This window comes from Fusibacter sp. JL298sf-3 (assembly GCF_053842995.1).
Genome location: NZ_CM132608.1, coordinates 1,056,228 through 1,078,262, shown reverse-complemented (window position 1 = coordinate 1,078,262; position 22,035 = coordinate 1,056,228). Strand labels below are relative to the sequence as shown.

Below are 22,035 nucleotides of genomic sequence, written 5' to 3'. Positions count from 1 at the left end.
CGAAACAGGAGGTGCCGATGATTGATCCCAACAACAAACAGACCATCGAAATGCCGCTTTCCAAGCACATAGCCTTGGTGGCGCATGATTCTCGTAAAAAAGATATGATTCAGTGGTGTCTCGAACACAGAGAGGCGCTGACCAAGCACTTCTTATACGGTACAGGAACCACTGCACGACTGATTTCAGAAGCGACGACGCTACCGGTGAAAGGGTATAAAAGCGGGCCACTTGGCGGCGACCAGCAAATTGGCACCAAGATTGTGGAAGGTGAAATCGACTTTATGATTTTTTTCTGGGACCCATTGAGCTTACATCCGCACGATCCCGATGTGAAGGCGCTTTTGCGCATTGCGACACTTTACAACATTCCCATTGCCACCAACATGGCCACGGCGGATTTCATGATGACCAGTGCGTACATGGAAAAAGCGTATGCGCGAAAAGTCATTAATTTTGACCACTACATCAAACGCGATATCGACTAAAGTGAAGGGGTACGCAAATGGAAATCGATGTAATTATAAGACAAGCAGTTGCCGAGGGCGCCGATAACATCCATTTTGTCACCAACGCGACACCGATGATGCGCGTCAAAGGTAAAATGAAAGCCATTGGCGAAGACCTTTTAAAACCGGAGACCGTGGAAAGTATTTTAACTGTGACCTGCGACAGCTCACAGCTCGAGTCGTTGGCCAGTAGCGGAGAACTGAACTTTGGCTATGCCATAACCGGCGTCGGTCGATTCCGAATCAATGTGTTAAAGCAACGGGGGTCTTACGCCGTGTCCGTCAGGATACACAAGCTAATCGTGCCGCCGACGCATCTCTTGGGAATTCCCCGTCATCTCATCGACGTGCTTAAACAACGCAAAGGTCTCTTTCTCGTCACAGGGCCCTCCGGTTGCGGTAAATCGACGACTATGGCGGCGCTTTTAAACAACTGGTTGAGCGGTGAGCCGCAACATGTCATCACCGTTGAATCGCCGATTGAGTACCTGCTGAGACACGATCAGGGAATAGTTTTACAGCGCGATGTCGGCATCGATTGTGCCGATATTCACTCTGGGCTAAAAGGGGCGGCGCTCCACGACCCAGATGTGATTATGCTCAGTGAAATTCCCGATGAACAGACGTTAAATTTAGCGTTAAAGCTCGCCGAAGCGGGCAAATGTGTGATCGCGGGCTATCAAGCCAGCTCGGCTATCGGGGCATTAGAGCGCTTGCTCGTGGCCGATCCGTCGAGAGAAGCGTTGCGCAAACATCAACTGACCTCGGCGCTGACAGGGGTTTTGGCTCAGCGACTGGTACCGAGAAAAGACGCGGACGATCGGGTTCTCGCCTGTGAACTCCTCTTAATCAATCCGGCGATTAAAACGCATTTGCAACACGATCAACTGGCGGAAATCCAAAACTCTTTAATTGCAGGGCGCAAGCAAGGCATGGTTAGTTTGGATGCCTCTTTGTTTAAACTTTATGAAGAAGCGTTGATTTCCAGAGAAACGCTGATGGAACACGCCGTTGATAAAGAATATATCCGGCGACTGGAAAACACTTATCAAAGGGAGCGGGGGCATGTTAAGTAGCGTCGTACTCATCGGTATGATGGGTGCGGGAAAGAGCCTTGTGGGCAGGAGCCTCTCAAAGCGTCTTGGTCTACCGCTCTGCGATACAGATGCTCAGATTGCCGTGGACACCGGACTTTCGATTAAAACGTTAATTGAGACCAAGGGGATTGGGCACTTTAGAACGTTGGAAACCGATTGTTTGAAAGCACTTGATGCAAGTGGTGTACAGCGGTGTGTTGCAACAGGAGGCGGTATTGTCTTAGCGGCGGAAAATCGCCAGTTGTTGAGACGACTGGGGACTTGTGTTTATTTAAAGGCGAGTGCCGATACCCTCAACCGCCGATTGATCGGTGAGACGTTAGAGCGGCCGCTGCTCCGCACTGTCGATGTGGCGACGCTACTCGATGAGAGAGCGGCACTTTACGAAGAGACGGCACATGCCACGGTGGTTACTGATACAATGAGCGTAGAAGCGATTGTCGATAAAATTTGCGAGGTGCTTTATGAACATACTGGTTCTTAACGGTCCCAACCTCAATCGGCTGGGCCATCGTGAAGCGGCGCACTACGGGGCATTGACCTACGATGCGCTGGTGACTTTATTAATTGAAGAAGGGCGTGCTTTGGGACTTTCTGTAGACGTGCGGCAATCCAATCACGAGGGCGACCTCATCGATTGGCTACACGCTTCAGAAGGGCATTACGACGGCATCGTCATCAATCCCGGGGCATTTACCCACTACGCTTATGCGGTGAGAGATGCCATTGAGGCCATTGACGTTCCCTGTGTAGAGGTGCATCTGTCCGATATCTACAGCCGTGAACCCTTCCGGTCGGTATCGGTGACAAAATCTGTTTGCAAAGCGCAGTTCTACGGTAAAAAAGAAAAGAGTTACCTTGAAGCTCTGGCTTTTTTAAAGGCGTTGCCAGAATTCAAATTCTCTGATAAAATTAGATAGGTTCAGTCAATGTGACAGCGTCGTGTGCGACGAGGCATTGATCGATTATTACATCATTTTTGGAGGTTAGCATGATAGCTGCGAGTGATTTTAGAAAAGGCGTGACATTTGAAATTGATGGCGCTCCTTATGTTGTTGTAGATTTCCAACACGTAAAGCCGGGCAAAGGCGCTGCGTTCGTTCGTACAAAATATAAGAGTTTATTAAACGGCACGATTAGAGAGCAGGCGTTTAACCCTTCTGAGAAATTTCCAAGAGCGCATATCGAAACGAAAGAAATGCAATACCTCTATAGTGAAGGCGATTTGTACTACTTTATGGACAACGAAACATACGACCAAATCCCGCTTTCTCAAGAACAAGTGGAAGACGCTATTCTCTTCATTAAAGAAAACGATAACGCGACACTTAAGTTCTACAAAGGCAAGTGCTTCTTAGTAGAGCCGCCGAACTTCGTTATTTTAGAAGTAGTTGAGTCAGAGCCTGGTGTAAAAGGCGATACGGCGACCAATGTAACTAAAAAAGCCAAAGTTGAAACCGGCGCTGAAATCATGGTGCCGACATTCGTCAACGAAGGTGATAAAATTAAGATCGATACGCGCACCGGCGAATACTTGTCGAGAGCGTAATACTTGCCGAAAGGCATCATAATTTAAGGAGGGCACACATGAGCTATATGCATGAAAGAGTCGCTTACCTCAAAGGTCTTGCAGATGGTATGGAGCTGGATCAAGATTCTAAAAAAGGCAAATTATTGCTTGAAATCATCGATGTGTTGGAAGAGTTTGCTGAAGAAATAGAAGATGTGTATGAGGAACTCGATGATTTGACAGAGGCTGTGGATGAACTCGATGAATACGTAGACGCAATTGATGAGGATCTCTCTGACTTAGAGGCGTTTATCGACGAAGACCTCGACGCACTTGAAGCGCTCGGTGAAGACTACGAAGCCATCGACTGCCCTGAGTGCGACGAAACGGTATACATCGAAAGCCAAATCGTCGACAAATGTGGTGAAATCGAGTGCCCGAGCTGTGGTGTTATCATCGATTTCTTCGACGACTGTGACTGTTGTGCTGACGATGACTGTGGCTGCGGTTGTGGTTGCGATGAGGACGAAGACAAAGAAGAAGCGTAATCGTCATAATGCCCCATCATGTGACCATGGTGGGGCTTTTAAGCATTTTAGGCTATAGGAGGTAGAAGATGGCTGAAAATATGAAGATAGATTCGTTGAATCATGGAACGGTAAACATCGCCGACGACGTTTTGGGCGTTATCGCATCTATTGCGGCGGCGGAAATCGATGGCATTAAGGACCTCAGTGGAACGCTTTCTGAGGAAATGATGTCTAAGATCGGCAAAAAAAGTCTGCACAAAGGCGTCCATGTGGAAATGGAAGAGGGACAGGTAAAAGTAGAACTCAGCGTCATCATCGATTACGGCTCAAAGATTCATGAAATTGCCGTACAAGTGCAGGAAAATGTTAAAATCGCCATTGAGTCGATGACGGGCTTGACAGTAGCCAAGGTGGATGTAACCGTGGAGGGCATTAATACCAAGACGAATTGATCAGTTTCTGTAAAGGATTCTCCTCAAAGCGAGGAGATTCTTTGACGTGTAGGAGGTATATGTGAATCGAATTAGAAGTCGTGAAGTCGCTATGGAGCTGATTTATCAGATGGAAATCCATAAAGACTACACAGAGCAGTTTTACGAGAAAATGCTGGGACAATACGAGATGGAACAACTGGATACGGTTTATATCAAAGGGGTTCTCGCTTTGTGGACAGCAAACCAACCGGCAGTAGACGAAGCCATACAGGCGCATTTAAAGGGCTGGAAAGTCGCGCGTCTTGCAAAGCTCGATTTGTCCATTTTGAGAATGGCCGTAACGGAGATGGTGTACTACAAAGAGATACCGCATAAAGTCAGCATTAATGAAGCGGTGAAAATCGCTCAAAAATACGTCGATGAAAAATCCGGAAAATTTATTAACGGCGTTTTGGGGCATTTCGCAAAAGAGGTTTAGAAATGATTTTAGCTGTAGATACCAGTTGTTACACGACGTCGATGACGGTGCTCGACGCCGCATCCGGCGCCATCGTATACGAATCGTACGTCCTTTTAACGGTTAAACCGGGAACCAAGGGTCTTAGGCAATCGGAGGGCTTTTATCAGCATGTCTATGCGCTGAACAAAGCCTACGAGGCGTTTGTCCGCACCCATGATGCGCGGCAAATCAAAGCGGTCGCCTGTAGCGACAGGCCTCGAAATGTGGCGGGGTCCTATATGCCCGTTTTTGAAGCCGGTCGGCTTTTTTGCGACAACCTCGCATTGACCCTCGGCGTGCCCCACTTTAAGTTTTCCCATCAAGACGGCCATATTATGGCGGCGCTTAGAACGTCTAAAATTCGTGAAATCCCCAGTCGATTTTACGCCATGCACTTGTCCGGCGGCACGACAGAACTCGTCGCCTGTACCCTCGAACAAGCGACCCTCTCTTGTCAGATGGTCGGCCATACGCTGGACATTGCCTTTGGGCAACTGGTGGATCGCATCGGCGTCGAGGCCGGCCTTGCATTTCCCGCAGGGCAAGCCCTCGACGACGCAGCTAAAAAAAGTGTTGAAAAGGGGCATTTCAACTTGAAAATTACCGACGAACTGACATTTAACTTGTCCGGTTTTGAGAACAAATACAAGGCATTGCTCGAGGAAATGCCCATTGAAGATGTCGCCGGACATTTGTTCAACACCATTGGGCACGCATTGCTCAGATGGCTTTTAATGTTGCCGACTGACGACCCGGTACTCATCGCCGGTGGCGTCGCTTCGAATACCGTCGTTCGCCGTATCGTCGGCGAGCGTCACGGCGTTTATTTTGCAGCGCCTCAATATGCAAAAGACAACGCCCTCGGAATCGCCGAACTGGCTCGACAACATTACCTCCGGTAGAAAGTGCGGTACTTATGATAAAAATGAAAGCGTTTAAAGTGTCGGAAGTCAACCGCTATATCAAGCGCTTGTTGTCAGCCGATCCAATCGTAGGGCACATTCTCGTAGAAGGCGAGATTTCTAATTTTACAAAGCACGCCAGTGGCCATGCGTATTTTACCGTTAAAGACGAAACCTCCAAAATGGCTTGTGTCATGTTTGAGTCCAATGTGGCGGCTCTGCCGATACGCCCTCGAGAAGGCGATAAAGTGCTGCTAAAGGGCAGCGTCAATGTCTACGAGAGAGACGGGCGTTATCAACTGTACGTCAAAAGTATCGAATGGCTTGGAAAAGGGGCCTTGTACGAGCAATTCGAGCGTTTGAAAGCCACGCTGGCGGAAAAGGGGTACTTCGACCCCGCGCACAAAAAGCCCATACCGCGATTTCCGAAGAAAATCGCGGTGATTACGTCGCCTACAGGGGCGGCGGTACGAGATGTTTTATCTGTTGCAGAGCGTCGGACGACAGTTTCTGAAATCGTCGTTATCCCGGCGCTGGTACAAGGGCAAAAGGCGCCGAACGATATTGTCGCCGCACTTCGTGAAGCCGAGCGCATGGCAGTCGACTTAATTGTACTGGCGAGAGGCGGCGGCTCTATTGAAGAGCTCTGGGCATTTAACGCAATAGAAATTGCCGATGCCTTGTATCACATAGAAATTCCGGTGGTCACCGGCATCGGTCACGAAACCGACTTTACCATAGCGGATTTCGTAGCGGATTTAAGAGCGGCGACGCCCTCGGCGGCAGCTGAGGTGGCCTTGGTATCTCGAGATGAGATAAAAATGCGCTTAAATCAACAGCTCCAGCTGCTGATGGTCGCGTCAAAGCGACAGCTCGATGTGAAGCAGTTGACGCTCAACCAGTACGGGATGCAGTCGATTAAAAGCATCGTCGCGTCAAGGCAAGAGCGCGCCGGCCTGTTGCTCGACAGTTTGGAGAAGCGTATGACCGCGGAAATAAAACGCGAAGTGGCACTGCGCTCTCGAGCTCTCGATGCCCTCGGCGAAAAGCTATCGGCCATCAATCCTATGGCGGTGCTGATGCGCGGCTATGGCATCGTGTACAAAGAGGAAGCCGTCGTGCGATCGGCAGAAGACATATCCGAAAAAGACGTCTTGAAAGTTGAAATGGTTGATGGTACAATGACAGTCGAAGTCCTCGACGTAACTGTAAAGGAGTAACCTGTGAAAGAACAAACTTTTGAATCGCAAATGGAAGCACTAAAAACCATCGTCGAACAGATGGAAAAGGGCGATTTACCGCTGGACAAACTCTTAGCACTTTACGAAGCGGGCATCGACGCGTACAAAAATTGCCACAAGATGATTGAACAGACACAGGGCAAGATTGAAAAGCTTAATCGCGCTTTAGATGAGGAGCAGTAAAATGACCTACTCAGAGACGTTACAGCCTAAAATAGCACAATTCGAATGGCACTTGGACAGCTACTTTTCAGAGGGGGGCGCGTCAAAAAAGAAAATTGACGACGCCATGCTCTATAGCCTTAAAGCCGGGGGCAAGCGCATAAGACCGCTTTTAATGCTCGAAGTGGCACAGGCTTATGGTGCGTCCTATGAAGCGGTGCTGCCCTTTGCAGCTGCGCTGGAGATGATTCATACCTACTCGCTTGTGCACGACGATTTACCGTGTATGGACGACGACGATATGAGGCGAGGCAAACCGACAAACCACAAGGTCTATGGGGAAGCCATGGCAGTTCTCGCTGGGGACGGTCTGCTCAACTCGGCGTTTGAATTGATGATTTGCGCCGCCCTTTCGGCGCCTGAGACGTTGCCGGCGGTTCAAACGATCGCTGAAGCAGCGGGGACACAGGGCATGATTCTCGGTCAAGTTGCGGATATACACAACACTCAAAACCCCGATCAGACGGTGGAGACGCTGGATTATATTAACACACATAAAACCGGTAAGCTCATTATGGCCGCACTGATAGCCGGCGCACAACTTGCCGGCGCAGAGGAAGATGTTCCAAAGATGCGCGAAATCGGGCGCTTAATGGGCCTGATGTTCCAGATGAAAGACGATTGTCTCGACATTGTAGGCGAAGCATCGGCGCTGGGGAAAGCGGTGAACAACGACTTGAAGAACGACAAGCTCACTTACCCGCACCTCATGGGGATTGAAGCCACAGAGGCGGCGATTAAAGCACTTGAAGCCGATGTTTTAAAGCTGATTGACACCTGCGAGGTCCCGCATGCGTTTTTAAGGGACACGGTCGATTTTTTTGTGAATAGAAAGTATTAGGTAGAATGGGAGAGACATAGGTGATTGGAAGAGGAGGCCAAATGGCGTTTATACAATCATTTATGAGCAATAAAGTTGTTTTAAGCGCCATAACAGCATGGTTTGTGGCACAACTGATCAAAGTGCTTTTGACACTTGTGATAGAAAAGGAATGGCGTTTCGAACGGTTCCACGGTTCGGGCGGCATGCCGAGTTCTCACACGGCGACAGTCGTGGCTGCGTCGACGGCCATTGGCCTAATCGACGGATTTGATACGACGCTGTACGGTTTTTCGCTGATGATGGCCTTTGTGGTCATGTACGACGCTTCGGGCGTCAGGCGCTCAGTGGGGAAGCAAGCAAAGCTTCTCAACGGCATCATACTCGAATTGTACAAGCATAAAACACTGGGAGAAGAGAAGCTTAAAGAATTAATTGGTCATAAACCTACAGAAGTTGCCGCAGGGGCATTGCTAGGAATCATAATTTCGAATATAATAGTATAAGGATTATTGGAGGCACAGTATTCTAGTCGGAACATCCAAAGCTGAAGGCGGGGCTAAAAATCCGCTAGAGGGCACATCGATGAAGTTCCTGGTTTTTGCTTGAAACGCCCAGTTTTGGGTTTGAGCTGGGAGTAAGGGTACGGGGGCAAACTACAATGGCATGTAGAACTTGACCCTTGGCCTGTGGAGACTTGCACTCTTAAGAAGTGTAAGATTAAACCTGCTTGTTGGTCGAAAGGCTAAGGGCAGAGTAGCCTGCCTTGAGTGAATGCGGTAGACGATGGTTTACGCAATGTGGAATTGGCCAATTTCGCTTTGCGATTGCCAATCTAAACCGCTTTTGCAAAAGAGGCTAGGTTTTGGACGAACCGTTGAGGAAAGCTCCTAGACTGATGGGTTGATAAAGGATTGGAGTGCGGACTAAGTGGTAATCTAGTCTTATAGTTGGTGACGCTATAAAAAAACTTTTAATGGGAAACCGCTGTTATGGCGACAAACAGCAAGTTTTTGGGAAAGCCTACTAGACCTAAGCCGCAGAATTAATTTTATCAACAGCCTCCTTTAATATATATTTGTAAACAGTCTTCTTGGGCGCGTGGCGCACGGGAAGGCGTTTGAAAGCACTTATGCTGCACAGATGCTGCGACAGCATAAGGTGTAGAATGGACACAGTGACGCTTAAACGGCGCACCTGTGTGAAAATTTGTGAGTAGAGGACTCAAACCGTACAACGCGTACAGAAGCTATGGGGTGAGACACTGAAACGGTTGTCTCAAGTTCTATGCATGCGACACAATTGCCCTGTAGAGATTTGAGACCTCACTAAAGGGGAGCGTATGAAGCGCAAGTTAAAAGTAAATTTTAAATGGGTATTGAGAACAGCGGCTATGACTTTTGTATTGGCGGTTGTTTTTAGCATTGTATCAGAAACGTTAATACGCCGCGTCAACATTGTGGCGGCCTTTTTTCTGTTGTTGCTGATTATTTTTATCGGCGTCTTTTTTGACGCCATTGGCATTGCCGTTGCCGCAGGGGATGAACGTCCTTTTCACGCAATGGCCTCGGCGAAGATTCCTCGGGCAAAATACGCCCTGAGGCTTATAAAAAATGCCTCTCAGGTATCGAACTTCTGCAACGACGTCATCGGCGATATCGCCGGTATTATCAGTGGTGCCACTATTGGCATCATCATGTCCTTTATAGAGAACACATCGTTGCCGACGGAGTACCACTCGGTGATGATGATTGCATTTAGCGGCCTCGTGGCCTCGCTAACTGTTGGCGGAAAAGCCATCGGCAAGGATGTTGCCATGTCGCGTTCAAAAGATGTTATCGACATCGCGAGTCGCGTCCTCTATTATTCGGACAAAGTATTTTCAATAAAAACGTACACGCGTTTTTTTAAATAAAGGGGTTATCTATGTACACATTACTCAATCGTATTGAGAACCCAGAGGCTATTAAAGAACTGTCCTTAAATGAACTCGAACTATTGGCACAAGAAATTAGAACCTTTTTAATAGAATCTGTTTCCAAAACAGGTGGCCATTTGGCATCTAACCTGGGCGTCGTCGAGCTGACGATCGCCCTGCACTACGTTTTTGACAGTCCCGAGGACCACTTCGTCTGGGACGTCAGTCATCAAGCGTATGTTCACAAGATTTTAACCGGAAGAAAGGCGCGTTTTGATACCCTGAGACAGCTTGGCGGCCTCAGCGGCTTTACCAAACGCACCGAATCGGCGCACGATAAATTTGACACAGGACACAGCAGCACTTCTATCTCCGCCGGACTGGGCATCGCTATGGCGCGGGATTTAGAAAAAAAATCTTTCGATGTGGTGAGCATCATCGGCGACGGCGCTTTAACAGGCGGCATGGCTTTTGAAGCGCTGAATCATCTCGGTCATACTCAGGCAAATATGAAAGTAATTCTCAACGACAACGCTATGAGTATTTCCAAGAACGTCGGCGGGCTGTCGAGAGCACTGGGTGCCATACGCACCAATGCCACTTACAACAAATTGAAAAAGAAGACCAAGTTCAGCCTGGGCAAAGTACCGGGTATCGGTCAACCTTTTGTGAAAGCCATTAGCAAAGTCAAAGGGTCCTTTAAGTATTTACTCGTCAATCATGGGGTATTTTTTGAGGACTTGGGGCTTACTTACATCGGACCGGTAGACGGGCACAATATCGAAGAGCTCATCGAGCACTTTGAAATGTGCAAAAACAAGCAGGGGCCAATTGTTCTGCATGTGATTACTGAAAAGGGGCGAGGCTATGTCAACGCCGAAAACGATCCCGATCGTTACCACGGCGTCGGCAAGTTCGATCCTCTGAAACCGCTTGAAGCTAAAAAGAAACGCGATTATTCAGCCGCTTTCGGCGACAAGCTGACAGCCCTGGCGGCAAGTGATGAGAAAATAGTGGCCATTAGTGCCGCCATGATTGACGGCACGGGGCTAAACGGCTTCCAGCGGCAGTTTCCCGAGCGCACATTCGATGTGGGCATATGTGAACAGCACGCAGTGACCTTTGCCGCGGGACTTGCGACTAAAGGGTACAAACCGTTTGTGGCCATTTACTCGACCTTTTTACAACGGGCGTACGATCAGATTGTACACGACGTCTGTATTCAAAACTTGCCGGTGGTGTTTTGCATCGATCGCGCGGGACTCGTCGGCAACGACGGCGAAACGCATCACGGCGTGCTGGACATCGCTTATCTTAGCGCGGTGCCCAACCTCATGATTTTATCGCCGAAAGACGGTGTCGAGTTAGAAATGATGCTCGACTTTGCGGCGCAATACGACGAGGGCCCTATTGCCATTCGCTATCCGAGGGGCAACGCCCTTCAACTGTCGGCAGAGCCGTCTTTGGCGCCGCAACACCTCGTGGAAGCTTCGGGAACGGTCGTTATAGCGACGGGAAAAATGGTTGAGACCGCCTTGGAAGTTGCCCGCGCTTCAGCGGCAACAGGGGGGCCGGCTGTCGGCGTCATTAGCATCGGGACGATTAAGCCGATGGACGCCGCTGCACTAGCGCCGCTGTTGTCACCTTATGACAAGGTCGTCACGCTGGAGGATCACGTGTTGACAGGTGGCTTCGGCACTCTGGTTGTGGAGGCGGTGCCACCGCGTTTAAAAGCTGCCGTTACGAAGCTTGGGTACGACGACCACTTTGTCGAGCAGGGCGCTGTAGAGGCATTAATGGAACAAAACGGCCTAGATGCCGCTTCTGTATTAGATAAAATAAAGGGGATTTAAATGACTAAAGAGCGCATAGACGTACTGTTGGTTCAAAAGGGGCTGATGCCGACGCGAGAAAAAGCTCAAAAAACGATTATGGCTGGGATTGTCTTCGTCGACGGCGAACGCGTCGATAAAGCAGGGACAAAGGTGCCGGTTGAAAGTGCCGTTGAAATAAGGGGCAATGTGCTTCCCTATGTCAGCCGCGGCGGTTTGAAGCTCGAAAAGGCCATGCGGGATTACGCGCTGTCGCTTGAAGGCAAAGTGTGCATGGACATCGGCGCTTCTACAGGGGGCTTTACAGACTGCATGTTGCAAAACGGCGCTCTAAAAGTTTTCTCTGTAGACGTCGGCTATGGACAGCTGGATTGGAAGCTCAGAAACGATGCCAGAGTGGTGAATATGGAACGCGCAAACATTCGCTATGTGACGCCGGAGCAAATTGGCGAGGCGCTTGATTTCGCCAGTATAGATGTATCGTTTATTTCACTGCGCCTCGTTTTACCGGTGGCGGTGAGTTTGATGCGAGAAGGTGGAGAAGTTGTTTTTCTCATTAAACCGCAGTTTGAGGCGGGGAGAGAACATATGCGCAAGAGCGGTGTGTTGCGCGACGCCAAAGTTCACGCCAAGGTTCTCGACCAGATGGTGGCGCTGTGTCAGACATTGCCTTTAGAGCTTATGGCGTTGACTTATTCGCCAATCAAGGGGCCAAAAGGCAACATTGAATTTTTAGGTTACGCGCGAAAAGTGAGTGAAAATGCCTCAGCACCTGCATTTGACGTGCAAAAGTTGGTGGCTGAAGCGCATGCGTCCCTTAAATAAACGACGGGACTTGAGAACTGTTAGAGGGCGATTGCCGTCCTCACTAGAAAGGACAGCTTATGCTGGAGAAGTTTTTCAAACTGTTTTATATCTTTTTTAAAGTCGGCTTGTTCACTGTCGGCGGCGGCTACGCCATGTTGCCGATTCTGGAAAAAGAAGTGGTAGAAAAAGAGCAGATGGTGGACCACGAGGAAGTTCTGGAAGCCTATTCAATGGCACAGACGTTACCGGGAGTTATCGCCTCTAATACGGCGACACTCGTCGGTTATAGGATTAACGGTTTTTTAGGCGCAGTTGCCAGTGCGCTGGGCGTCATCGCCCCGTCGATTATCATCATTATGCTCGTGGCCATTTTCTTTCAGAAAATAGCCCATTTCTGGTGGGTGGAAAGTGCGTTTAGAGGCGTTCGCGTCGCCGTGTTGGCGCTGTTAATGGACTCGTTTATTCGCCTGTTCAAAATCGCCGTTTTCGACAAGAAGACCTTGGCTATTGCGGTGATGTCTTTTGTCTTTGTCGTGGGCAGTTGGCTCAATCCGATTCTGCTGATTATTGCCGGTGCCCTTCTTGGTTTCGCCATCTATAGAGAGCGGGTGGGCATGTGAATTTTCTAAACTTTTTGAGAGTGTTCTTTCAAATCGGGGCTTTCACCTACGGCGGTGGTCTGGCGATGATTCCGATTTTAAGAAATGTGGTCATCGATTACAGCTGGCTAACCGATGCACAGTTTGCCGATCTCATTGCCATTTCTCAATCTACCCCCGGGCCTATTGCCATCAATATGGCGACGTATATCGGCTATAGAGAATTTGGTGCACACGGTGCTGTATGGGCTTCCATTGCCATTATCTTACCGTCGTTCATTCTCGCTATTGCGCTGGGTAAGTTTCTTAAAAAATACAACAAAGAACGGGGCGTTAAAGCGGCTTTTGTCGGTGTAAAGGCGGCCATCATCGGTTTAATCGGCACTTCTGTTGTACAAATTGCGCTGGTTTCCCTCTACGGCAATGAGCGGGGGAAACTGTTAAAACCGTTGATTGGTTTAGATGTCAAGGCCGTGTTGATGCTCGGCGCATTCTTTTACGCCATTCGGAAGACGCAAAAACACCCCATCGTTTATGTTCTGATTGCAGGTGTGTCAGGTGTCTTTATATGGAATTAGATTCCAAAAAAAAGTTGCATCTTAAAACACTTGATGTATAATAAAGATAACAAAATTGTAAAGAAAGAGGGGGGACTGGCGTTGAAGTATTCGAGACACTCTAAAATTATAGAGATTATTGAACAGCGGGACATCGAAACACAAGACGAGCTGGCATGTGAACTGCGAAACGCGGGATTTAAAGTGACGCAGGCCACAGTGTCCAGAGATATTAAAGAAATGCGCCTAATCAAGGTGCTCACAAAGGACGGCAAATACAAATACGCTTCAATTAAGGAAAAAGAAGGCGCGGTCAACGACCGATTTTTGAAGATTTTTAAAAACTCTGTGACCTCTGTCGATTCGGCCGGCCACATGGTCGTCGTCAAAACGCTGGTGGGATCGGCAAGTGCTGCGGCTGTGGCGATAGATGCGTTTAATCTCAACGATATCGTCGGTACCATTGCAGGAGACGATACGATTTTTATGGTGGTCAAGAGCGAGGAAAAGGTCCAGGCGATTATAGAGCAGTTTAATCAACTGTTAGATTAACCTTGCAAAACATTCAGGGAGGCCTCAATGCTATTTGAGCTGTACATCAAAGACTTTATACTTATTGAAGAAACGCGCATCCCCTTTCACAACGGTTTCAACGTAATGACCGGTGAGACCGGGGCCGGCAAATCGATGGTTATCGGTGCGCTGAACTTAATATTGGGAGCGCAGGCGAGCAAGGATATGGTGAGAATCGATGCCGATGTCGCACATATTAAAGCGAGTTTTGAAACCGATACGGAGACGCAGGTGCGTTTGAGTGACATGGGCATCGGCGTCGACCCTGAAATTGTAACATTGGCTCGTGAGATACAGGCTAAGGGCAAGAGTATCGCCCGTATCAACGGCCAAGTATGTACCATAGCACAGCTCAAGCAAGTGGCGGAAGGCCTCTTAGATATTCACGGTCAAATGGACAACCAAGTGCTTCTCAATCAAGAGGCACAACTGACTTACTTGGACAGTTACTGTGGTCGAGTACATCTCGAAAATATCGCGGCAATGAAGCAACAGTACCAGTTGATAAAGAAAACCGAAGCGGAGATTGAATCGCTGAAGACTCAGATTGCCGAGCGCGCACGTGAAGAAGATTTTATGCGCTTTCAGCTGGACGAAATCGATGCGGCCAAGTTGCAGGCTGACGAGGACGTCGCCATTGAACAGGAGTTTGAACGCCTCAATCGATCGGACCAAATGATGGGAAGCCTTGAAAAACTCACAACGTGGCTTTCAGGCGAGTACGGCGAGGGCGTGGTGTCGACGGCGTCTTCATTGGGCGCTGAGTTTTCTAAACTCGGAGCTTTTGATTCTCATATGGCAGATTATGGCGAACGCTTAAAAGACGTGTTCTATATATTGGATGATCTCAACAAAGACGTCTCAGCTTATCGGGAGCAAGTGGATCTGAACCCAGAACGCCTTGGTGTCGTTCAGATGCGCTTAGATGAAATCAATCGACTGAAGAGCAAATACGGTAAGACTGTGGAGGCGATTTTGGCGTATCGCGAAGAGCTGGAAAGCGCCCTAGAGCAGATGGATGGCGCAGAGGCGCATCTCGACAAGCTGGAGGCTCAACAAAGGGACTTGATGGCGGCCTACGACGCGTTTGCAAAAGACGTGTCGGCACGCCGACGCGAAATGGCGCAGTCTTTTGAAAGCGCCCTTATGGTGGAACTAAAAGAGCTAAACATGAAGGAAGCGGTGTTCAAACTCGCTTTCGAGGCAGTGGATTTTTCACCCCTCGGGTACGAACACGTGGCGTTTACCATTGCAACCAATGCCGGCCAACCTTTAAAGCCTATGAAAAAAGTGGTTTCAGGCGGGGAGTTGTCGCGTATTATGTTGGCGATAAAGGTCATTGTCGGCGGTGACGACGCAGTCTCTACACTGGTCTTTGACGAAATCGACGCGGGGATTAGCGGTCATACCGCCAATGTCGTCGGTGAAAAACTCGCCAGACTGTCGGCGAAAAGCCAAGTAATCAGCATCACCCATCTGCCGCAAATCGCCGTTTATGGCGACGCGCATCTTTGGATTGTTAAATTTGAGAAAAACGGTGTGACGACGACAGATATCAAGTGGATCAGCGGTGAGGAAGTCACAGATGAAATTGTGAGACTGGTAGGCGGTAAGTCGCCTACTGAAGCGACCCTTACACATGCGGCTCAAATGCTCGAACACGCCAGAACCATCAAAAGCAAGTGTAGGCAGTAAACGAGATGTGAGGAAAACATGACGCATTTAATGTCTTTTATCAGTGCGCTCATCGGTGCGGGAACGGCGATGTACATCTTGTCGATGATCGTGCCGAAGTTCAGAGGCGAAACAACTAAAAAAAGCGTGTTGACCGCGGTTTTGATTACAGTTTTTTATATGCTGGGGGACGAACGGTTGTTGCGCGACGTCCTGCTCTTTTACGGGATGATTATGCTGTTGCTACAGGGGGTCTACAAGACGAGCTCTTTTGTTGCGGGGATGGGAACGTTCTTCTTATTTATCATACAGCTGTTAAGCGCTATGATTACCGGAAACATCGCCACGATGCTCCTCGATCAGCATTTTGACTTTAGGGCCATCGTCGGCGGTGCGCCCTTGTCGTGTTTGCTTCTCTATGCCGTTTGCGCGTTTGTTTTGACGCTGTACTACAAACGCGCCATTAAAGTGTTTCAAAACGTGAATCATTTGACGCGGCGTTTAGAGCGCCTGCTCGTCATTAGCAACATCGTCGTGTTCACGTTTATTATCGGCTATCATCGCATGGCGTTCAGCAGTTTGATTAAAGTGGCCGTCTCAAACGGCGCCGTGCTAAAGGCTGTGGACTTTTACCTCTTTTCATCTTACGTGTTGGCGACGGTGTTGTCGTTTACGGTAGTCGTTCTAATCAACCGATTGTTTATTGTGGACTACAGTATGGAGGATTACAAGTTTAAGGCCGAGACGGATCTCATGACCGGAACGCTGAGTCGTGAAGCCGGTCTCAATCATTTGAGGCGGGAAATGACGCAGGTGGCTTTGCACGGCGGCGATTTAACCGTGGCCTACATCGATATCAACGATTTGAAAAAAGTCAACGACATCCAAGGGCATAAAGCCGGCGACTTAATGATTAAAACCATAACGGGGATTGTGCACGACAACTTGCGACATCGAGATGAAATATCGCGTCTCGGCGGCGACGAGTTTATGGTGGTCTTTAAAAAGTGCAACATCGAGCAAGCGGCAAAAGTCTGGATGCGTATCAACGATGTGTTTACCGCAGTAAATAGAAGTGCACAGTATTCTTTCACAGTGAGCGCCAGCGTCGGGTTTGTTCAGTACGATCCGTTGGTACACCGCGATATGAACCATCTTCTACACGAAGCCGATGAAAAAATGTACGCGTATAAAAAGAAGTTCAAGCAAAAAGCCTTGTAGAGATTATACAAAAGAAAGCACTTTCACTGTATAAATTTAAAAGAGTGTTATACAATAGCTTTATAATGAAAATTGTGATTGAAGCGTCGTCCTCGGGTATATAACCAAGGAGAATGACCTCATTGTAAGGCTGATACAATTAGGGCCTTAGGGCTCTTTTTTGATGGAAGAATACAGGAGAAGAAGGAGGTAAACGATGATTAAAAGAGTGGCATTATTCGTACTAGATAGCGTCGGTATCGGCGCATTGCCCGATGCAGAGGCCTTCGGAGATGTCGGCGTGAATACGCTGGGGCACATTGCAACATCTTCTGAAACATTTAATATCCCCAACCTTAAAGAACTGGGTATTGGCAATATAGAAGGGGTGGATGCCATCGCGGCATCAGAGGCGCCTATCGGTGCCTACGGGCGCTCTTTAGAAGCCTCTAACGGAAAAGATACGACGACGGGACACTGGGAGATTGCAGGTCTTTTTATTGATAAACCCTTTAAGACGTATCCCGACGGGTTTCCGCCGCACATCATTGAAGCGTTTGAAAAAGAGACGGGAAAAAAAGTGCTTTGTAACAAGCCGGCTTCGGGGACGGTGGTCATTGAGGAACTGGGCGAAACCCATATGAAGACGGGCAATCCTATTGTGTACACTTCTGCAGACAGCGTGTTCCAAATCGCGGCACACGAAGACGTCATCCCGTTAGAGAAACTTTACGAGATGTGTGCGTTTGCTAGAGAGCTGCTCAGAGGTGAAGATCAAGTGGCGCGCGTTATCGCCAGACCGTTTATCGGCGAACCGGGCAACTTCCAAAGGACGCCGAACCGCAGAGACTATTCGCTTAAACCTTTTGGAAAGACGGTACTCGACCACGCCAAGGCGGCGGGGCTGGAAGTCAAAGCCGTGGGTAAAATCGTCGACATTTACGATGGCGAAGGCATCACCGAAGATGTCCACACCAAAGACAACATGGATGGTGTCGATCAAACCCTTCGCTACCTCAAGCAAGACTTTAGCGGCATCTTGTTTACCAATCTGGTGGACTTCGACGCCAAGTTCGGTCATAGACGCGATGTCGACGGCTATCGAAAGGCGCTTGAAGAGGTCGATGCGAGATTGCCTGAACTCATGGGCGCTATGCGCTCGGACGACGTGCTCATTGTCCTTGCAGACCACGGCAACGACCCGACGTACAAAGGCACCGACCATACGCGCGAGTACATTCCGATTCTCGTCTACGGCGATCAAGTAAAAGCCGGGGCATCTATCGGCACGCGCAAAACATTTGCAGACGTAGCGGCAACCGTTTCGGAACTGCTGGGCATAGAAGCGACACCTTATGGTGAAAGCTTTGCAAAAACGATTTTAAAGGGTTAAGGAGGACGATATGTCAGAACTGATCACAAAAGTAAATGAAGCAAAGGCGTACATCCAGTCGCAAACGCAAACTGTCCCGAAAATGGGATTGGTGTTGGGATCCGGTTTGGGTGTCGTCGCAGATTATATTGAAAACCCGGTAAAGATTCCATACGATGCGATTCCGCATTTTCCAGTGTCTACAGTGGAAGGGCATGCGGGACAATTTGTCATTGGCGATTTTATGGGTAAAAAGGTCATCGCCATGCAAGGGCGTTTTCATTACTATGAAGGGTACACGATTCAAGAAGTGACGTTCCCTGTGCGCGTTATGAAAGCACTCGGCGTGGAACATTTGCTCCTCACCAACGCAGCCGGCGGTCTCAACCCTGAGTTTACCGGTGGTGCGTTAATGCTCATTGACGACCACATCAACATTATGGGGCTCAACCCCCTCATAGGACCAAATGAAAAATCGTTCGGCCCGAGATTCCCGGACGCTTCAAACATATACGATAAAGCCTTTAACTCGGAAGTGCTGAAGGCGGCAAAAGGACTGGACATCCAGTTGGAGCAAGGCGTTTACTTCTACTTCACAGGACCTTCCTATGAAACACCTGCTGAGGTCAAACTCGCGGCGATGCTCGGCGGAGACGCCGTGGGCATGTCGACGGCGCCTGAAGCACTTGTGGCGGCACACATGGGCGTTAAAGTAACCGGTATTTCATGCATTACCAACATGGCGGCCGGCATTCAAAAGACGGCGCTCAACCACGCCGAGGTCGTGGAGACGGCAAACCGCGTACAGAGCACCTTTATTACGCTGGTGAAACGCATAGTGGAAATCGCTTAGTTCGGGAGGCGCAATATGAGAGCAGTAGATGTGATCAACAAGAAGAAATACGGCGGCAAGTTGTCGGCAGAAGAAATTGATTTTATGGTACTCGGCTACACCGATGGGCGCATACCGGATTACCAAATGGCGGCTTTTCTTATGGCGGTGTACTTTCAGAACATGGACGCTGAAGAAATCGCCCAGCTCACCGATGCATTTGTGCGCTCAGGTGAAACGGTAGACCTATCTGCCATTGAAGGGGTTAAAGTCGACAAGCACTCCACCGGTGGCGTCGGCGATAAAATTTCTCTCGTGGTGACGCCTTTGGTAGCGTCGGTGGGGATTCCGGTGGCTAAGATGTCCGGACGTGGCCTCGGTCATACCGGCGGAACCATCGACAAACTGGAGTCGGTAGAAGGCTTCCAAATCGAACTGTCACCACAGGCGTTTATCGACAACGTCAACACATACAAAATGGCATTGGTCGGTCAAAGCGGCGATTTGACCCCTGCGGACAAGAAGATTTACGCTTTGAGAGATGTCACAGGGACCATCGACAGCATCCCGCTGATTGCCAGCTCTATTATGAGCAAAAAAATTGCGTCTGGCGCCGACGCCATTGTACTGGATGTCAAGGTGGGTTCCGGTGCGTTTATGAAGTCGCTGGAAGAAGCGCGTAAGCTGGCTGAGACCATGGTGGCCATCGGGAAAAAGCTCGGCCGTAAAACCGTTGCACTTTTGACGAACATGGATCAGCCTCTGGGGCACGAAGTGGGCAATGCCAACGAAGTGCGCGAAGCAATTGAAGTGCTCAGTGGACGCGGCGCAAAAGATGAAACAGAAGTGGCTCTCAGCATCGCTTCTCACATGGCGGTTTTAGGCGGTGCCTTTGAAACCACTGAGGCGGCGAGAGCGCATTTTGAAAAGACCATTGCTTCAGGTGAAGCGCTGGCGTATTTTAAAACGTTTATTCGCATCCAAGGGGGCGACGCCTCGGTGGTCGACGCTCCGGAGAAGTTGCCGACGGCGACACATCACATCGATGTCTGTGCCGATAGAGACGGTTACGTCACGGGGTTTGACGCCGAAAAAATCGGTATTGGCGCCATGTTGCTCGGTGCGGGCAGACGCAAGAAAGAGGACCCTATCGATTATGCTGCCGGCGTAAGCATCCGCAAGAAAATTGGCGACGCAGTCTCTAAAGGCGATGTCCTTTGTGTCATGCACACGAATATTGACACCGTTGACGACGCACGGGCGGTGCTTGCACAGGCCTTTGTCATCGGCGATGAAAAGCCGGCAGAGGTGGCGTATATTTTCGACGTCGTTCAGTAGTTTTTAAAATGGGTGAACGCCTTATTAGAAAAGCTTTTAAAACCAGTGGTACGGTGCCTATTATGCGCCGTTACCGCTGGTTTTTTTATGGTGAACGAGACAGTGCGCTAGGCGTTGCGGCAACCGCTCTTTTTTGATACAATGAAGGGCAAGTGTATTTACGGCGTTGGAAGGTGAAAGCATGGCATTTGAGAAGAAAAAAATAGAAATAAAAATTGAAGCATTTGAGGGCCCGCTGGATTTATTGCTGAATTTAATTGCGCGGGAAGAAGTGGCCATTTCGGAAATTCCGATTATGAAAATCACCGATCAGTACCTCGAGATTATGTCTGAAATGCAGGAACTCGATCTCGAACTAACGACAGAGTTTCTCGTAATGGCGGCAACGCTTTTGGAAATAAAGTCTAAAATGCTTCTCCCCGATTCAGGCGATGAAGAAGCGTTTGATTTCGACGGTCAGGACCCGCGTGCCGAACTGATCCAAAGGCTGGTGACCTATAAAGCGTTTAAAGAGGCATCGCTGGCGCTTCAAAAGAGCGAAGGGCATTTGGATGAAGTCGTCATGAAGGGACAGGAAGAACTGTCGCCGTATACGAAATCCCTTAGCAACGAAGAGCTCAATGCTTCACTTGAAGAAGACCTCCTAGTGGCGGCTGTGAAGCGCCTGATTCAGAAAATCAATCGATTTGACGAGAACCGCAAAGCGTTTTTTAACCGCATACGCAGGGACAAGTTTACTGTTGAGGAGAAAATCGATTTTTTAAACGAACAGCTGGCGTCAAAGGCACAATTCACCTTTTCAGAGCTCTTTGGCGACGCCAAGACCAAAGAAGAAGTGGTGGTCACATTTTTGGCGCTGCTGGAGTTGCTGAAACTGAAAGTAATTTGTATCGACCAACCGCGGCTCTTTGATGAACTGACGATTCAAAGGCGCGTCGAGTCGGTTGAAGTCTAAATGGAGAGGACGTGAGGGGATGACACCTGAAAAAGAAAAGCATTACCGTTCAGTCATCGAGTCGTTGCTATTTGTCTGGGGAGAGCCTTTAAGTCTCGGAAAAATAGCTAAAATTCTCGATGAAAAGAGCAGTGTCGTCGCCGGAATACTGGCAGACATGAAGGCGTCGTACGCGTCGGAAGAGCGCGGCATCCAACTGATAGAAGTCAACAAGCAATACCAATTGGCGACGCGAAAAGAAAACTACGCGTACATTGAACAATTGTGCAAACAGACGAAAAGCAAGGGCCTCTCGGCCTCGGCACTAGAAGTTCTCGCCATTATCGCTTACAAACAGCCGATAACGAAGCTGGATATTGAGCAAATTCGGGGCGTTAGCAGTGAGAGTGTGCTACAGGGACTGATAGATCGAGAGCTCGTCGAAGTAAAAGGACGTCTCGAGAAAATCGGAAGGCCCCAAATTTATGGGACGACAGATATGTTTTTAAAGAGTTTCGGTTTTAAGACACTGAAAGAGCTGCCGGCACTTGAAGATGGTGAGGCTTTGTTTTTGAATCGGGACGCCGGAGCAGAATAGAAGGGCTGCATGCAGCGTGGGCGCTTTTAGTGAAGGC

The 22,035-nt window shown here is 49.0% G+C and carries 26 protein-coding genes; all 26 read left to right on the top strand.

The features are described 5' to 3' along the window. Positions 1-17 precede the first annotated feature (17 nt). The gene (locus tag ACR6HW_RS05320) at positions 18-488 is read left to right on the top strand and encodes a methylglyoxal synthase (RefSeq protein WP_455730126.1); all 471 of its coding nucleotides are present in this window, start codon (positions 18-20) and stop codon (positions 486-488) included. Between the two features lie 17 nt (positions 489-505). Continuing rightward, the gene (locus ACR6HW_RS05315) at positions 506-1,585 is read left to right on the top strand and encodes a type IV pilus twitching motility protein PilT (RefSeq protein ID WP_455730125.1); all 1,080 of its coding nucleotides are present in this window, start codon (positions 506-508) and stop codon (positions 1,583-1,585) included. Next, positions 1,575-2,090 carry a shikimate kinase gene (locus ACR6HW_RS05310; protein ID WP_455730124.1) on the top strand — a complete coding sequence of 172 codons (516 nt, stop codon included), beginning with the start codon at positions 1,575-1,577 and terminating at the stop codon, positions 2,088-2,090. Before ACR6HW_RS05315 ends, ACR6HW_RS05310 begins: the two co-directional genes overlap by 11 nt. Beyond that, on the top strand, positions 2,071-2,526 hold the full coding sequence (aroQ, locus tag ACR6HW_RS05305) for a type II 3-dehydroquinate dehydratase (protein WP_455730123.1): 456 nt from the start codon (positions 2,071-2,073) through the stop codon (positions 2,524-2,526). Before ACR6HW_RS05310 ends, aroQ begins: the two co-directional genes overlap by 20 nt. Positions 2,527-2,597: 71 nt before the next feature. Next, positions 2,598-3,155, top strand: a complete 558-nt coding sequence (efp, locus tag ACR6HW_RS05300; protein ID WP_455730122.1) for an elongation factor P — start codon at positions 2,598-2,600, stop codon at positions 3,153-3,155. 38 nt (positions 3,156-3,193) lie between these two features. Then, complete coding sequence (locus ACR6HW_RS05295; protein WP_455730121.1) at positions 3,194-3,664, top strand: CD1247 N-terminal domain-containing protein; 471 nt, start codon at positions 3,194-3,196, stop codon at positions 3,662-3,664. A 68-nt stretch (positions 3,665-3,732) separates the two neighbouring features. Then, on the top strand, positions 3,733-4,098 hold the full coding sequence (locus ACR6HW_RS05290) for an Asp23/Gls24 family envelope stress response protein (protein ID WP_455730120.1): 366 nt from the start codon (positions 3,733-3,735) through the stop codon (positions 4,096-4,098). Positions 4,099-4,159: 61 nt separating this feature from the next. Continuing rightward, on the top strand, positions 4,160-4,558 hold the full coding sequence (gene nusB, locus ACR6HW_RS05285; protein ID WP_455730119.1) for a transcription antitermination factor NusB: 399 nt from the start codon (positions 4,160-4,162) through the stop codon (positions 4,556-4,558). A 2-nt stretch (positions 4,559-4,560) separates the two neighbouring features. Beyond that, positions 4,561-5,481, top strand: coding sequence for a DNA-binding protein (locus tag ACR6HW_RS05280; protein ID WP_455730118.1), 921 nt, complete (start codon positions 4,561-4,563; stop codon positions 5,479-5,481). Between the two features lie 14 nt (positions 5,482-5,495). Beyond that, complete coding sequence (gene xseA / locus ACR6HW_RS05275) at positions 5,496-6,701, top strand: exodeoxyribonuclease VII large subunit (protein ID WP_455730117.1); 1,206 nt, start codon at positions 5,496-5,498, stop codon at positions 6,699-6,701. 3 nt (positions 6,702-6,704) lie between these two features. Next, positions 6,705-6,905 (top strand): exodeoxyribonuclease VII small subunit, encoded by a 201-nt coding sequence (xseB, locus tag ACR6HW_RS05270; RefSeq protein ID WP_455730116.1) that lies wholly within the window; start codon positions 6,705-6,707, stop codon positions 6,903-6,905. Between the two features lies 1 nt (position 6,906). Beyond that, positions 6,907-7,785, top strand: coding sequence for a polyprenyl synthetase family protein (locus ACR6HW_RS05265; RefSeq protein WP_455730115.1), 879 nt, complete (start codon positions 6,907-6,909; stop codon positions 7,783-7,785). A 41-nt stretch (positions 7,786-7,826) separates the two neighbouring features. Continuing rightward, on the top strand, positions 7,827-8,270 hold the full coding sequence (locus ACR6HW_RS05260; RefSeq protein ID WP_455730114.1) for a divergent PAP2 family protein: 444 nt from the start codon (positions 7,827-7,829) through the stop codon (positions 8,268-8,270). An 836-nt stretch (positions 8,271-9,106) separates the two neighbouring features. Beyond that, on the top strand, positions 9,107-9,679 hold the full coding sequence (locus ACR6HW_RS05255) for a hypothetical protein (RefSeq protein WP_455730113.1): 573 nt from the start codon (positions 9,107-9,109) through the stop codon (positions 9,677-9,679). Between the two features lie 11 nt (positions 9,680-9,690). After that, a complete protein-coding gene (gene dxs, locus ACR6HW_RS05250; RefSeq protein WP_455730112.1) occupies positions 9,691-11,535 on the top strand; it encodes a 1-deoxy-D-xylulose-5-phosphate synthase in 1,845 nt (614 codons plus the stop codon). Next, entirely contained in the window at positions 11,536-12,339 is an 804-nt protein-coding gene (locus ACR6HW_RS05245; protein ID WP_455730111.1) for a TlyA family RNA methyltransferase, read from the top strand. It begins immediately after the preceding gene. 59 nt (positions 12,340-12,398) lie between these two features. Next, positions 12,399-12,941: a chromate transporter gene (locus tag ACR6HW_RS05240; protein ID WP_455730110.1), complete on the top strand. Its 543-nt coding sequence runs from the start codon at positions 12,399-12,401 to the stop codon at positions 12,939-12,941. Continuing rightward, positions 12,938-13,498 (top strand): chromate transporter, encoded by a 561-nt coding sequence (locus ACR6HW_RS05235; protein ID WP_455730109.1) that lies wholly within the window; start codon positions 12,938-12,940, stop codon positions 13,496-13,498. The genes ACR6HW_RS05240 and ACR6HW_RS05235 overlap by 4 nt, the downstream gene beginning before the upstream one ends. Before the next feature lie 81 nt (positions 13,499-13,579). Then, positions 13,580-14,029 (top strand): arginine repressor, encoded by a 450-nt coding sequence (locus ACR6HW_RS05230; RefSeq protein ID WP_455730866.1) that lies wholly within the window; start codon positions 13,580-13,582, stop codon positions 14,027-14,029. A gap of 27 nt (positions 14,030-14,056) precedes the next feature. Next, the gene (gene recN, locus ACR6HW_RS05225) at positions 14,057-15,745 is read left to right on the top strand and encodes a DNA repair protein RecN (RefSeq protein WP_455730108.1); all 1,689 of its coding nucleotides are present in this window, start codon (positions 14,057-14,059) and stop codon (positions 15,743-15,745) included. A gap of 18 nt (positions 15,746-15,763) precedes the next feature. After that, positions 15,764-16,945 (top strand): GGDEF domain-containing protein, encoded by a 1,182-nt coding sequence (locus ACR6HW_RS05220; protein WP_455730107.1) that lies wholly within the window; start codon positions 15,764-15,766, stop codon positions 16,943-16,945. Positions 16,946-17,141: 196 nt separating this feature from the next. Continuing rightward, on the top strand, positions 17,142-18,317 hold the full coding sequence (locus ACR6HW_RS05215) for a phosphopentomutase (RefSeq protein WP_459251970.1): 1,176 nt from the start codon (positions 17,142-17,144) through the stop codon (positions 18,315-18,317). A gap of 10 nt (positions 18,318-18,327) precedes the next feature. Then, positions 18,328-19,149, top strand: coding sequence for a purine-nucleoside phosphorylase (locus ACR6HW_RS05210; RefSeq protein ID WP_455730106.1), 822 nt, complete (start codon positions 18,328-18,330; stop codon positions 19,147-19,149). Positions 19,150-19,164: 15 nt separating this feature from the next. Beyond that, the gene (locus ACR6HW_RS05205) at positions 19,165-20,466 is read left to right on the top strand and encodes a pyrimidine-nucleoside phosphorylase (RefSeq protein ID WP_455730105.1); all 1,302 of its coding nucleotides are present in this window, start codon (positions 19,165-19,167) and stop codon (positions 20,464-20,466) included. 181 nt (positions 20,467-20,647) lie between these two features. Continuing rightward, the gene (locus tag ACR6HW_RS05200; RefSeq protein ID WP_455730104.1) at positions 20,648-21,421 is read left to right on the top strand and encodes a segregation and condensation protein A; all 774 of its coding nucleotides are present in this window, start codon (positions 20,648-20,650) and stop codon (positions 21,419-21,421) included. A 19-nt stretch (positions 21,422-21,440) separates the two neighbouring features. Then, positions 21,441-21,998: an SMC-Scp complex subunit ScpB gene (gene scpB / locus ACR6HW_RS05195; protein ID WP_455730103.1), complete on the top strand. Its 558-nt coding sequence runs from the start codon at positions 21,441-21,443 to the stop codon at positions 21,996-21,998. The last annotated feature ends 37 nt before the right edge of the window (positions 21,999-22,035 follow it).